Annotated in this window: 10 protein-coding genes; 3 read left to right on the top strand and 7 right to left on the bottom strand. The window is 66.3% G+C overall.

From position 1 onward, the window contains the following. The 3 genes from hutU to AC3WJM_RS22390 all read left to right on the top strand — a co-directional run. The coding region (gene hutU, locus AC3WJM_RS22400; RefSeq protein ID WP_492272994.1) for a urocanate hydratase at window positions 1–1377 on the top strand (1377 nt) is incomplete at its 5' end. Window positions 1378–1471: 94 nt separating this feature from the next. Further along, window positions 1472–3064 carry a histidine ammonia-lyase gene (hutH, locus tag AC3WJM_RS22395; RefSeq protein ID WP_492272993.1) on the top strand — a complete coding sequence of 531 codons (1593 nt, stop codon included), beginning with the start codon at window positions 1472–1474 and terminating at the stop codon, window positions 3062–3064. Between the two features lie 194 nt (window positions 3065–3258). Then, a complete protein-coding gene (locus AC3WJM_RS22390; protein ID WP_059388455.1) occupies window positions 3259–3507 on the top strand; it encodes a hypothetical protein in 249 nt (82 codons plus the stop codon). Window positions 3508–3624: 117 nt separating this feature from the next. On the opposite strand, the gene AC3WJM_RS22385 is transcribed toward AC3WJM_RS22390, so the two are convergent. From AC3WJM_RS22385 to AC3WJM_RS22355, 7 genes are all read right to left on the bottom strand, one after another. Then, window positions 3625–3846 carry a hypothetical protein gene (locus AC3WJM_RS22385; RefSeq protein ID WP_059388456.1) on the bottom strand — a complete coding sequence of 74 codons (222 nt, stop codon included), beginning with the start codon at window positions 3844–3846 and terminating at the stop codon, window positions 3625–3627. 98 nt (window positions 3847–3944) lie between these two features. Continuing rightward, the gene (locus AC3WJM_RS22380; RefSeq protein WP_492272992.1) at window positions 3945–8837 is read right to left on the bottom strand and encodes an NAD-glutamate dehydrogenase; all 4893 of its coding nucleotides are present in this window, start codon (window positions 8835–8837) and stop codon (window positions 3945–3947) included. Between the two features lie 177 nt (window positions 8838–9014). After that, on the bottom strand, window positions 9015–9875 hold the full coding sequence (locus AC3WJM_RS22375; protein WP_492272991.1) for a phosphogluconate dehydrogenase C-terminal domain-containing protein: 861 nt from the start codon (window positions 9873–9875) through the stop codon (window positions 9015–9017). A 1-nt stretch (window position 9876) separates the two neighbouring features. Further along, window positions 9877–10677, bottom strand: a complete 801-nt coding sequence (locus AC3WJM_RS22370) for a sugar phosphate isomerase/epimerase family protein (protein ID WP_492272990.1) — start codon at window positions 10675–10677, stop codon at window positions 9877–9879. Continuing rightward, window positions 10674–11495 (bottom strand): triose-phosphate isomerase family protein, encoded by an 822-nt coding sequence (locus AC3WJM_RS22365; protein ID WP_492272989.1) that lies wholly within the window; start codon window positions 11493–11495, stop codon window positions 10674–10676. The genes AC3WJM_RS22370 and AC3WJM_RS22365 overlap by 4 nt, the downstream gene beginning before the upstream one ends. Then, window positions 11479–11949, bottom strand: coding sequence for a ribose-5-phosphate isomerase (locus tag AC3WJM_RS22360; RefSeq protein WP_492272988.1), 471 nt, complete (start codon window positions 11947–11949; stop codon window positions 11479–11481). The genes AC3WJM_RS22365 and AC3WJM_RS22360 overlap by 17 nt, the downstream gene beginning before the upstream one ends. Then, the gene (locus AC3WJM_RS22355) at window positions 11946–13700 is read right to left on the bottom strand and encodes a dihydroxyacetone kinase family protein (RefSeq protein ID WP_492272987.1); all 1755 of its coding nucleotides are present in this window, start codon (window positions 13698–13700) and stop codon (window positions 11946–11948) included. The genes AC3WJM_RS22360 and AC3WJM_RS22355 overlap by 4 nt, the downstream gene beginning before the upstream one ends. Window positions 13701–13788: the final 88 nt, after the last annotated feature.

Genomic DNA, 13788 nt, shown 5'->3' with positions numbered 1-13788 from the left:
TTCCGCCGCCTGGAGGCAGAGGGCCTGATGATGTACGGGCAGATGACCGCCGGGTCCTGGATCTACATCGGCACCCAAGGCATCCTGCAGGGCACCTACGAGACCTTCGCCGCCGTCGGGAACAAACTCGCCGCCGCAGGCCGCCACCCGGCTCCGGCCCCGGAGGGTTCCACGGAGGGCCCGTTGGCGGGGACGCTGACGCTGACCGGCGGGTGCGGTGGCATGGGCGGGGCCCAGCCGCTCGCGGTGACCCTGAACGACGGGGCCTGCCTGATCGTGGACGTCGACGAGTCCCGGCTGCGCCGCCGGGTCGGCAAGCGCTACCTGGACGAGGTCGAAACCGACCTGGACACCGCGATCGCCAAAGTCCAGGCCGCCAAGGCCGAGCGCCGCGGCTGGTCCGTCGGCTACGTCGGCAACGCCGCCGAAGTCTTCCCCGAACTCCTGGCCCGCCACCGGGCCAGGGAGATCAGCATCGACGTCGTGACGGACCAGACCTCCGCGCACGACCCGCTCTCCTACCTGCCCGAAGGCATCACCGTGGACGAGTGGCACACCGAGGCCGAAGCGAACCCGGAAGGGTTCACCAAGAAAGCCCAGGCCTCCATGGCCCGGCACGTCCAGGCCATGGTCGAGTTCCAGGACGCCGGGGCCGAGGTCTTCGACTACGGCAACTCGATCCGCGACGAGGCCCGCAAGGGCGGCTACGGCCGGGCGTTCGAGTTCCCCGGCTTCGTCCCGGCCTACATCCGGCCGCTGTTCTGCGAAGGACTGGGCCCGTTCCGCTGGGTCGCGCTCTCCGGGGACCCCGAAGACATCGCCGTCACCGATGCCGCGATCAAGGAACTGTTCCCGGAGAACACCCACCTGCACAAATGGCTCGACGCCGCCGCCGAACGCGTCGAGTTCGAAGGCCTCCCGGCCCGGATCTGCTGGCTGGGCTACGGGGAACGCGCCAAGGCCGGGCTGCTGTTCAACCAGCTCGTCGCCGAGGGCAAGGTCAAGGCCCCGATCGTGATCGGCCGGGACCACCTGGACTCCGGCTCCGTCGCCTCGCCCTACCGGGAAACGGAGTCCATGAAGGACGGCTCCGACGCGATCGCCGACTGGCCCCTGCTCAACGCCCTGACCGCCGCGTCCTCGGGGGCGACCTGGGTCTCCATCCACCACGGCGGCGGCGTGGGCATCGGCCGCTCCATCCACACCGGCCAGGTCTCCGTCGCCGACGGCACCGAGCTCGCCGCGCAGAAACTCGAACGCCTCCTCACCAACGACCCCGGCATGGGCGTCATCCGCCACGCCGACGCCGGCTACGACCGCGCCATCGAAGTCGCCCACGAACGCGGCGTCCGCATCCCCATGGAAGAAACCCGCTAACCAGACCCCACACCCCCAACTAACTCGCACTAGATGTCGTTATGGGACCCCAAAACGACAACAACTGCGAGCTAGTTGGGAAGAACGAGGAAAAATGACTTTAACAACCCACGAACCGCTGACCGTTACCCTCGGCTCCAGCGGAGTCACGCCGGAGGACGTCGTCGCCGTCGCGCGCTACGACGCCAAGGTGACCATCTCCCAGGAAGCCCTGGACACTGTTGCCAAGGTCCGCGCCCACATCGACGGCCTCGCGCACAGCGAAGTTCCGGCGTACGGCGTTTCGACGGGCTTCGGCGCCCTGGCCAACCGCCACATCCCCAATGAACTCCGCACCCAGTTGCAGAAGTCGCTCATCCGCAGCCACGCCGCAGGCATGGGCCCGGCCGTGGAGCGCGAAGTGGTCCGCGGTATCATGTTCCTGCGTGCCAAGACCCTGGCCTCGGGCCGCACGGGCGTTCGTCCCGTGGTCCTGCAGACCATGGTGGACGTCCTCAACGCCGGCATCACCCCGGTAGTCCGTGAATTCGGCTCCCTGGGTTGCTCGGGCGACCTCGCTCCGTTGTCCCACTGCGCTTTGGTCCTGATGGGCGAAGGCGAAGCCACCGGCCCCGACGGCGAGCTCTACGGCGCCGCCGGAAAGAAGCCGGTTGCCGAACTCCTCGCCGCGCACGGCATCGAGCCGGTGGTCCTCGCGGAAAAGGAAGGCCTCGCGCTCGTCAACGGCACCGAGGGCATGCTCGGCATGCTCCTGATGGCCATCGCCGACCTGCACCTGCTGCTTACGACGGCGGACATCACCGCGGCGCTCAGCGTCGAGGCGCTGCTCGGCACCGACCAGGTGTTCCTGCCTGAGTTGCACGCGGCCCTGCGGCCCCACCCGGGCCAGGCCGCAAGCGCGGACAACATGCTTCGGGTTCTTTCCAACTCGCCGATCGTTGCTTCGCACCGCGTCAACGACACCAAAGTCCAGGACGCGTACTCGCTCCGCTGCGCACCCCAGGTGGCCGGCGCGGTCCGCGACACCGTGACGCATGCCGAACTCGTGGCCTCCCGCGAGTTGGCTGCAGCCATCGACAACCCCGTGGTGCTCCCGGACGGCCGCGTGTCCTCCAACGGAAACTTCCACGGCGCCCCGGTGGCGTACGTCCTGGACTTCCTGGCGATCGCCGTGGCGGACCTGTCCTCCATCGCCGAGCGCCGCACGGACCGCATGCTGGACCCGGCCCGCTCGCACGGACTCCCGGCCTTCCTCGCAGACGATCCCGGAGTGGACTCTGGCCTCATGATTGCCCAGTACACCCAGGCCGGCCTCGTCTCGGACAACAAGCGGCTGGCCGTCCCGGCGTCGGTGGACTCCATCCCGAGCTCCGCCATGCAGGAAGACCACGTCTCCATGGGTTGGCACGCTGCCCGCAAGCTCCGGAAGGCCATCGAGAACCTGCGTCGCGTCCTGGCCGTGGAACTCGTGACGAGCGCCCGCGCCCTCGACATCCGCACCAAACTGTCCGGTGGAGAACTCACTCCGGGGCCTGCCGGCACCGCCGTGATCGAGGTGCTGCGCGGCGTCGTCGACGGTCCCGGAACTGACCGTTTCCTCTCACCTGAACTGGAAGCGGCAGACCGTCTTGTAGGCGCTGGCGAGGTGCGGACGGCCGCCGAATCCGCCGTCGGAATTCTCGCCTGACGCCGAACAAAATACTGTTCGAGCGAACAATAGGAAGCGCCCCGGAAATGTTTGGCAATACGTGCCCCGGGGCGCTTTCTGTGTAGTAGAACTTATGGGGTACGGCATGTCCACGCCGACGATGTCGTGGGCCTGCCGGGGAATATCCGTTTACAACTGAAAACAACGAACATCCACAAAGGGGTAGAAGTTCAATGAAGGCACGCGGGACAGTCCTGTCCAGGCGAATCGCACAGTCCGCCGTCGTTTCCAACTGGGGAACGTTGAAGGTGGGGGAGCGGATCGAAGTCGTAAGGCACGCACATGTGGTCGCGGCGGGGGAGGTGCAGGAAGTCTCGGGCAGCGGCAACGTTGTGTGGCTTGAACCCGCAGGACCTGGCGCCGATGAAGCCGCCAAACAGCTTTTCATGAAGTCCGACGGTGTGGAGTTGCGCCGGGTGTAGGGACTCCGCAAAAACCGGGTTAAAGGACCGGGGCTTGTTTCCCATTCCGCGCCGTCTTGGCGTGGTCTGGAAAACAAGCTCCGGTTTTCTTGTCTGTACCTATTTCAGGGTCTGTCCTTAGGCGGCGAGGACCTCACGGGTCTGGCCGAACGGGACGGACTCGTCCAAGGCGACCGTGTAGCTTCCGGGCTCCCGGCGGGTCACCAGGATCCCGCAGCGGCCGTCTTCGGCAGCGGCTTCGATGAGCGTGCTGACGGCTTCGTCGAGTCCGGCATGGACTTCGTCGACGGACGCAAAGGACAAATGGATCTCGTTGTTTTCTATCGTGGCAGTGCTCATTGGGGGCCTCCTTCTGCAGGATGCCGCGTTGGGGAGCGGCAATTCCTGCATAAAAGATAGCAAAGAGTCGTCGGATGTCTGTCATTCTGGGATCTGGATCACCGGCGTACCATCACTCGCAAGAGCTTCACGGCCACGGAGAGTGCGGCTATATCCACCGGGCCGGGCTTGATCGCTTCCTTGATGGTGTCCTGGATGCGGGCGAGTTGTTCGATGTTTCCGCGTTCCCAATCCTGGATCCTTCCTATGGGGTCGGCGCTTGCCTCGGGGGAGCGGGGAGTGTGCCGGACCACGGCCTTGGTCATGTCGGCAAGGACCAGATACATGTCGTCGCGAAGGGCTGCGCGCGCCAAGGCCTCCCAGTGGGTGTCCCGCGGCAACAGCGTGATGTGTTCCAACAGGGGGATAGCCGAGATCCGTTCGAACACGGCGAAGTACACCTCGGCGACGTCCTCAACGGGCTCCTGCAATTCCTCGGCAATCGCGGAAATGTCCAAAAGGCCGTAGCTGACCAGGAGTTCCGAGACTCGAAGGCCCAGCTCGTGTGGCAAGCCCACTGAATCCGAATGGGCAAGGCGCGTCAACGAGTGTTGCAGGTTGATCCCGTGCAGGAAGCGCGTGAAGTTCGCCCGCATCAGCGCCATGGGCCGCTCGAGCCGGGCGAAGGCGTCCGCTATGGGCTTGTCGCGGAAATCGTGGGTGACGTACCAGCGGGTGGACCGGTCGAGGAGCCGGCGCATGTCCAGGGCCACGGCGCATCCATGTTCGCTCGGGACGCTTGCCGGTACCCGCGCGATGGCTTCAGTGACCGAATCGAAGTCCCAGATTCGGCGCATGACCACGAATCCGCGCGCCACCGCTGCCGCCGAAACCGTGGTCTCCTCCATGGCGCGGAACGCGAAGGCTATGCCGCCGAGGTTGATCATGTCGTTGGCAACCACAGTGGCAACGATTTGGCGGCGCAGGGGATGCGTGGAGAGGTCCTCGCCGAACCGTTCCGAGAGCTGACGGGGAAAATAGTCGCGCAGCGTTTTCGAAAACCATGGATCGTCCGCGAGCCCGCCCTCCGTCAGTTCCCGCGCGAGCTCGATCTTCGCATAGGCCGCCAGCACTGCGAGTTCAGGTGAGGTCAGTCCAACTCCGGTCCTTACTCGCGCCTGGATTTCCTTGGTTGTCGGCAGGCATTCGAGCTCCCGGTCCAGGTCCGTGGCTGACTCGAGCCAGTCCATGGTCCGTTCGAAGCTCGGGCTCCACTCGAGGACCAGTTGCCTGTCATTGAGGAGGAGGACGTTTTGGTCAACGTTGGTTTTCAGCACGAGCCTCCCCACGTCGTCCTGGAGTGAGTGCAGGAATTTCGTCCTTTCGTTGGGGGACATCTTGCCTGCGGCGATCATCCGGTCCAGGAAGATCTTGATGTTTACCTCGTGGTCCGAGCAGTCCACGCCGGCGGAGTTGTCGATGGCATCGGTGTTTACGCGGATTCCAGCCAGCGCAGCCTCGATCCTGCCGCGTTGGGTGATGCCGAGATTGCCGCCCTCGGCGATGATCCGGGTACGCAGTTGGGCGGCGTCCACCCGGATGGCATCGTTTGACTTGTCTCCGACGTCGGCATGCGTCTCGGCGGAAGCCTTGACGTAGGTGCCGATCCCACCGTTGTAGAGCAGGTCGACGGGGGCCGTGAGGACGGCCCTGAGCAGCTCAGGCGGGCTCATCGCCGTCGTGCCCTCCTCCAATCCCAAGGCGAGGCGGACAGGCTCGGTGATGCCGATTGATTTGTCGGCCCGGGAGAACACTCCTCCACCGGGACTGAGCTTCGCGGGGTTGTAGTCGGCCCAGGATGAGCGGGGGAGCTTGAAGAGCCGTTTCCGCTCGGCGAAGGAAATGGCCGGGTCCGGGGTGGGATCCAGGAAGATATGCCGGTGATCGAAGGCCGCCACCAGCTTGATGTGGTTCGAGAGCAGCATTCCGTTTCCGAACACATCGCCGCTCATGTCGCCGATGCCCACCACGGTGAAATCCTCGGCCCGGGAGTCGATGAGCAGCTCGCTGAAATGGTGCCGCACGGACTCCCAGGCGCCGCGGGCCGTGATGCCCATCTGCTTGTGGTCATAACCCACGGAACCGCCGGACGCGAACGCATCGCCCAGCCAGAATCCGTACTCTGAAGCGAGGTCGTTGGCGATGTCGGAGAACGTGGCTGTGCCCTTGTCCGCGGCCACCACGAGGTAGTAGTCGTCGCCGTCGTGCCTCACCACGCGCGCCGGCGGGACGACGCGTTCGGCAACCAGGTTGTCCGTGATGTCCAGTAGTCCACGAACGAAGATCCGGTAGCTTTCCTGGCCCTCGGCCAGCCAGTCCGCCCGGTCTTCGGCGGGGTCCGGGAGTTGTTTGGGGTAGAAACCACCCTTGGCTCCGGTGGGAACAATGACGGCGTTCTTCACGGTCTGGGCTTTCACGAGCCCCAGGACCTCCGTGCGGAAGTCCTCCCGGCGGTCGGACCAACGCAAGCCGCCGCGGGCAATGGCGCCGAACCGCAAGTGGACGCCTTCCACGCGTGGCGAGTAGACCCAGATTTCGAATTGTGGCCGGGGTGCAGGTGCAGCCGGGATGGAGGAGGGGTTCAGCTTGAAACTCAAATACGGTTTGTTTAGGTAAAAGTTAGTGCGCAGGGTGGCCTCCACCAGGCTCGCCAGGGAACGCAACAGGCGGTCGGCGTCGAGGACCGGTACGGCGTCGATCGCTTCGGCCAGTTCCTTGCGCGCGGCGTTGGTGGCTTGCGTCCGCGAGCTGTACTTGCCGCGGTCCGTTTCGAACAGGTCGCTTCCAGCCGCCATCTGCTCAGCAGGCGTCTTGTCAGCGGGCGCCGGCGCCCGCAGTTCAGGATCGAACAGATCGGGGTCGAACCGGTCCGGATCGAACTTCGCCTCGAAGAGCGAAAGCAGAGCGCGGGTTGCCCGCACATTCTCACGAAGTGTATCCGCGATGAACCCGTACGAATTGGTGCTCCCCAGCTGCCGGAGGTACTTCGCATACGCGCGCAGGATGGCTGTCCGCCGCCAGTCGATCCCCTCCCGGATGACCAGGGCATCGAAGGCGTCGGACTCCGCATCTCCCCGCATCGCGGCACAGAACGAAGCGGCCAGGAGCTCGCCCGTTCGCACGGGATCAACTCCACGCGGATACACGAGGCCAAGGTCGTAAAGGAAGAAGGACCGCCCGTCGGCACGCTGCACGTCGAACGGCCGCTGGTCCAGGACGCGCAAGCCTAGGTTGTGGAAGAGGGGCAGAATCTGGCTCAGGCTCTGCGGGCGGGTCAAATAGAGCCGAATCCGCGCATCCTCGGCGAGGACAGCGGTTCCCTGGCGCCTGTAGACGGTGAGCAGCGGGTCCGCGGTGTCGCCGTCGGCCTGGTCCCCGTCCATGGGCGCGAAACCCTCGAACCGGACGATGTCCTGAACGGCGTCTTCCACCTCGTAATCGGCCTTGTAGCTGGCCGGAAAGGCGGCAGCCCATTGCCGGGACAGCCGGGCGGCCTCGTCTGCGGGGAACCTTGCCCGCAAGGCTTCGTCCAGGCCTTCCGCCCAGGACCGCGTCGCGGCGATAATCCGCTGCTCCAGTACCGCAGGGTCGACGACGGCGGGCGCCCCCTCGCGTGGCAACAGGACCCGGAAGAACACCCGGGCCATCGCGGATTCGCCCAGGCGGAGCTCGAACTCGATGGCCCCGGAACCGAAGGCCTCGCGAAGTTCGCGTTCAATGTTGAGCCGGACGGCCGTGCTGTAGCGCTGCCGCGGCAGGAAGACCAATGCCGTCATGAAGCGGTTATGCGAGTCCGGACGAAGGAACAACCGGGTGCTGTGCCGTTCTTGGAGGCGCAAGATGTCCCGCGCGTGCTCCGCCAACTGCCCGGCGTCGATGTGGAAGAGCTCGTCGCGCGGATAAGCCTCCACCACGGCCAGGAGTTCCTTGCCGCGGTGTGATGCCGGCGGGTAGCCGAACGTCCGCAGTACCTCGTCCACAGTGTCCCGGATGACGGGAATCTGGAGTGCCGAACGGGACGCCGAGCTGGGAGCGAAAAGGCCGACCCAGGTGCGCTCGCCGATCTTGTCAGCCCCGCCCAGGGTGATTTCGTCGAGGTAGGCACGCCGGAGCACCGTCGAGCGGAGCGTCGACTTGGTGAGCGTCAGGAGGGGCTTTGCGCTCGGCCCACCTTCGGACGGCCCACCTTCGGGCGGCCCGGCCTCGGACGCGTCGGCCGCCACCTTCCGGAGCAGTCCGAGACTCCTCCGGCCGCGGTAGCCGAGGAACACGAAATTCCCGTCGTCCAGCCAGCGCAGCAACTCCCGGACCTCCCCGCCGCCGGACAAACCCGCCAAACCCCCGATCTCGTCGGCAAGTTCCTGGTGGATGGCAGCCGCGTCTTCCGCCGCGGCCCGGACATCGCCAAGGACGCTCTGCAGCCGTTCAACGAGGTGTTCGGCACTCGTTTCGTCCGGAAGCCGGGAAATCTCGACGGCGATCCAAGCCTCGGCGAGCGGCCGGCCGTCGTCGTGCTCCAGAGGGGTGACCGGGACGGAAGGCTCGAGGCCGGACGGCAGTCCGGTCCGCAGGGGGCCGCGGCGGACGTCGGTCAGGCGGTGGGTGGCTGGATCCCGGGTGACGGTAAAAGTGGGGTGGACCAGGAGCCCGATGGAGGCGTTGTCCCTGGCGATTTCCGCAGTGACCGACGGTACGAGGTAAGGCATGTCCTCGGTGACAATCGCTACGAGGCTCGCGTCGGCCTCGTTCAGGACGCCGATCACAGCTTGCCCGGGAGCCCGCCGTTCAGCCAATGAGCGGTGGTACCGGGCACGCTCGAGGAGCGTGTCCGTGGTGTAGTTGCGGACATCATCATCGGCCACGTGTTCGTAGTAGTCGGTCAGGAATCGGTCCGGGGCGCCGGGGGCAGTGCCTCCCAGGGCGTGGTCCGCGGGCTCGATCCTGGGTGACATGTCGCTGCGCCTCCGCTGCGCAAGGAGCGGCCGTGCTGTAGCGGTCGGCGAAGTCCTGCGCCTGATTTCATGATGGCTGGCGCGGGGCGGGCAGTAAACCCCTGGAATGCGCCGCGAGATGGCACTTCACGTCAGTAATTGCCGTGAACTGCCATCTCGCGGGTGGTGATGAATCGCCTAGCGCTTGACGGCGTCCAGCTTGAGCATCTTGGCGATGACGCCGTCGAGCTCGGAGTCGTCGAAGATCTTCTTCCAGTCGTCCTTGATGATGGTGTCCTTGCCGTACTGGATGGCGATTTCGCAGGCCTCGGAGAACGGGTTGGAGCCGCGCAGGGCGTTGGTCAGGGCAATCTGGACGTGACCGAACAGCATGGCCTTGGCTGCTTCTTCGGGGACGCCGGCGGTGTGCACGGTTTCGTGGAGGGCTTCGTTGAGCAGGGTGCCGATCATGCAGGCCACGGTCTCCACGAGGGTGGGTTCCAGGATGGCGAGCTGCTTCACGGTGACCCAGTGGACGTCGATGACGGGGGCGTAGATGGTGCGGATGGTCGCCTCGGCTGCGTCGCGGGTTGCCGCGGGTGCGTCCTCGTCGATCGCTGCCACGACGTTCTGCGGGGCGCCCTGGCCGCCGAAGGTGTCGGCCCATTCTTCCTTGGTGGTCCGCTCAAGGAACACGGAGGGGTGGCACGGGTGCGCGACGGCCTGGACGACATCGTCGCGCTTGGCCAGTAGTCCGGCGTAGGCGGCGGCGGGGTCCAAGGTAAGGAGGATCGAGCCGGGCTTCATCTGCGGGACGACGCCTTCGGACACGATGCCCAGGACGGTGTCCGGCACGGCGAGGATGACGACGTCGGCGCCCTTGACGGCGTCATCCGTTGCGGTGATCTCGCGGCCCTCGGCGCGGACGCGGTCCTGGCCGGCGGGAGAGTTCTCGCTGTAGGTGACCGTGTGGCTGCTCTTCTGGAGGTTGGCGGAAACGCGCATCCCCATCTTGCCACCGGCTCCAATAACGGCGACGGTCAATTGTTCTGCTGACATTTCACTTGCTCCTTAGGAATTCGAGGCTTTGTTGGGTCCACTGGTTTTCGAGGCGGATGGTTTCCGCCTCGGAGTCCTGCCAGGGCAGCCAGTGTTCGACGATCTGGTTGATGTTTCTTTGCGAGGGCTGGATCTTGCCGGCCATGTAGTCGTAATCCAGGAGGCCTTCGCCGAGCGGCGCGCCGGAGTACGTGAACCCGACCCACCCCTCCTTGCGGCTGAACGCAAAGTCTTTGATGTGCATGTTCAGGACATAGGGCGCGACGGCGTCAATCACCTCGCGCGGCATCTCCAGCGCCGCGACGGTGTTGGCGGGGTCGCTGCAGATCCCGAGGTACGGGCTGTCCACCCGGCGGATCACGTCCAGGATCCGTGCGGTAGGCACCTGTTCGTAGGTTTCGACGGCGATCCGCACGCCTGCCGTTTCGAAGGCCGGCAGGACCTCGGTGAAGATCGCGGTGGCTTCGTCGGCGTCGGGCGCGTGGCCCGGGACGTTGAACATTGTCCTCAGTAGCTCCGAGCCAAGGATCCGGGCGATGTACAGGAACTTGCGCAGGTGCTCCGGACGGATGCCCTTCGTGCCGAGTTCCAGCGTGATGCCGAGGGAGTCCGCGGTTGAGCGGACGGCGGCGAGTTCGTCGTCGGACATGTGCTCGAGGGGAGCATAGTCGCAGATCTGGAACAGCTCGACGCCCAGGTCCGCAGTGCAGGCCAGCGCGTCGTGGATGCTCAGCGGCGCCGAGACGGCGTCCGAGAGTTGCCAGAAGAACGCGTAGCTGCTCAGGCCGATGGTCGAGCTCATACTGTCACCCCTTTCCCAACAAGGCGTGCGGCAGCCTCGTCCAGGATGGTCTTGAGGGCTTCCGGATCGTGCGCGAAGCGGCCGAGGAACAGGCCGGCAACGGACATGTCCAACTGGCTGATCAGCCCGGGGCCCGCGCTGCCGCCGTAAATGACACGGCTCCCGGCCTGTCCCGGCAACGAGCGGAGGTGCTCGTCGAGGCCGCGGACCACGGCGCTGATGTATTCGGGCGTCGCGGGTTCCGGCGCGCCGATGGCCCACTGCGGTTCGTAGGCCACGATGGTCCGGCCTGCGGGACCGAGCGATTGCGCCCGCTTGAGGGCGGCGTCGATCTCGGCGGAGCAATGGGCGATGGCCTCTTCGGCAGAACCGGAGTTCAGTTCGCCGACGCACAGAACCGGGGTGAGGCCGTTGCGGTAGGCTGCCGCGGTCTTGAGCCCGATGACCCGGTGGTCCTCGCCGAAGATCCTGCGGCGTTCGGCGTGCCCGATTTCGACGTAGCTGCCGCCGATCTCGGCCACCATCTTCCCGCTGACCTCGCCGGTGTATGCGCCTTCGTCTTCCCAGAAGATGTCCTGCGCGCCCGTGCCTGCGCCGGACGTTTCGAGGAGTCGGCCGGCGTCCGCTAGAACGGGGAAGGCCGGCAGGACGAACAACGCGACCTCGCCGCTCCGGACCGCGGGATGCGCGGCCGCGATGGACGCCACTTCCCGGCAGTATTCGAGCGTGCGCTCGTAGCCGAAATACATCTTCAGGCTGACGCCGATGATCGCCTTCTCATTCGTCCCGCCGACGGCGGGCTTAGCAGGAAGTGACACCCTCGTAGTCCTTAATAAGCGTGACTTTCTCGGCGGAGGCTGAGGACTCGTCGAACGTGTAGGTGAGCCACTCCTTGGCGAGGCGGCGGGCCAATTCCAGGCCGACGACGCGCTGTCCGAAGGTGAGGACCTGCGCGTTGTTGCTCAGGACGGCCCGTTCCACGGAAAAGCTGTCGTGGGCGGTGACGGCGCGGATGCCGGGGACCTTGTTGGCTGCGATGGCCACCCCCAGCCCGGTGCCGCATACCAGCAGGGCACGGTCGGCCTTGCCAGCGGCGATGAGCTCGGCAGCAGCGATGGCCACGGACGGGTACGGGGTGTGGCTGACGGCATCCACCCCGACGTCGGTCACGGATTCGACCAGTTCACTGGCCCCGAGGTCGGCCCTCAGGGCTTCCTTGTACTCGAATCCGGCGTCGTCCGATCCGATGACCAGGCGCAGTTTGGTGCTCATGCTGTCTCCTTCATGCTGTTTTCGATCGTGTTCTCCTGGAGGAGGGACTCGTGGATCGCCTTGACGATCAGGGCCATCGAGACTGCTCCGGCATCCGGGGTGCCCAAGCTCTTCTCGGCATGCGGGCGGGCGCGGCCCATCAGCGGCAGCAGGTTCGCGGTTGCCTCGGCGGCCTGTTGGGCAGCCACGACGGCGGTGCCCCACGCGTCCGTCAAGGACCGGCCGTCCTGCACGCCGGCTTCGAGGGCGTCGCGGAACGGGACCAGGACGTCCACCAAGGTTTTGTCGCCCACCTTGGCTTTGCCGAAGTTCATGATGGCCGCGGCGGCGTCTGCCACGCCGGTGGCGACAGCACCGCCGTCGGGCGCGTTGGCGTCGCCCAAAGCGTCACCGACGGCCCGCAGTGCCATGCCCCAGAGCGCGCCGGAGGTTCCGCCGGCCTTATCGGCCCAGGCATCCCCGGCGAAGTGCAAGGTGGTGGCCGCACCGGCGCCGCGTACGACGGCGTCTGCCGCGGCTTCGACCGCGGCGCGGACTCCGCGTTCCATGCCGATGCCGTGGTCGCCGTCTCCGGCGATCGCGTCGATCCTGCCAAGTTCCTCGGCGTTCGCGTCGACGACGTCCTTGGCGGCGCCAAGTGCGGCGAGGACGCGGACGGCGGCCGCGCGGGACTCAGCCGAGGCGGCAGGGATGGAAAGTTCGACGTCGGCCAGCCCGCCGTCGTCGGACGCCAGCGCCTGGGCCGTGACCGCGCCGCGGCGGAAGGCCGGGGCGTCGGCCGGTGCGAGCCAGAGTTGTTCGAGTTCCTCGTCCAGCCAGAAGAGGGTCAAGGATGTGCCTGCCATGTCGAAGCTGGTCACGAGCTCGCCCACCTGCGGATCCAAAGCCTCGAGTCCTGCCTCAGCGAGGAGCTGCGCGACGCGGCGGTACACGACGAACAGTTCCTCGTACTTCACGCTGCCCAGGCCATTGAGGATCGGGACGACGCGGGCACCACTGATCTGGACACCCTCGGGGATTTCGGCAAGGAGCTTGGCGACCATCAGCTCGGCGAGCTCATCCGCCGTCGGGATGTCCGTTTCGCCGATGCCTGGTTCGCCGTGGATTCCCATGCCCACCGCCATCCGGCCCTCGGGGACGGTGAAGAGCGGCCGCTCCGCGCCGGGCAGCGTGCACCCGGTGAACGCGACGCCGAAGGAACGGGTGCGGTGGTTGGCACGTTCGGCGATCTGCACGACGTCGTCCATGGTGTAGCCGGCCTCGGAGGCTGCGGCGGCGACCTTGAAGACCGTCAGGTCCCCGGCAATACCCCGGCGCTTGTGCATCTCGCTTGCGGGGGCGGAGGAGATGTCGTCCGTCACGGCGATGCTGCGGCAGTCGATTCCCTCCTTGCGGAGCTTCTCCCGCGCCTGGGTGAAATGCAGGACATCCCCGGCGTAGTTGCCGTAGCCCAGGAGCACGCCACCGCCGTTGTCCGACGCCTTGGCCACGTTGTAGACCTGCTGCGCGGACGGCGAGGCGAAGAGGTTGCCCATCGCTGCGCCGTGCGCCAGGCCCTGGCCGACGAGCCCCCCGAAAGCCGGGTAATGGCCCGAACCGCCGCCGATCACCAGCGCTACCGTGCCGGGAGTGCTCCGGGTGCTGCGGGCCACGCCGCCGGAGACGCGCCGTACCCAGCGGCCGTGCGATGCGACGAAACCTTCGATCATCTCGTCGGCGAAGGCTGCGGGTTCATTGAACAAACGGGTCATGCGGAACTCCTGGACCTGTCGGTGGAAATCATGGTGAGAACTGGCGCCTGCCTGGGGGCAGGTCGGGCGGGGCGGCGGTGTGGCGTGG

It is taken from the genome of Arthrobacter sp. FW306-1B-G06A, from assembly GCF_058781765.1.
Note: the sequence above shows the minus strand (reverse complement) of the source record. Positions and strands in the feature narration are given on the sequence as shown.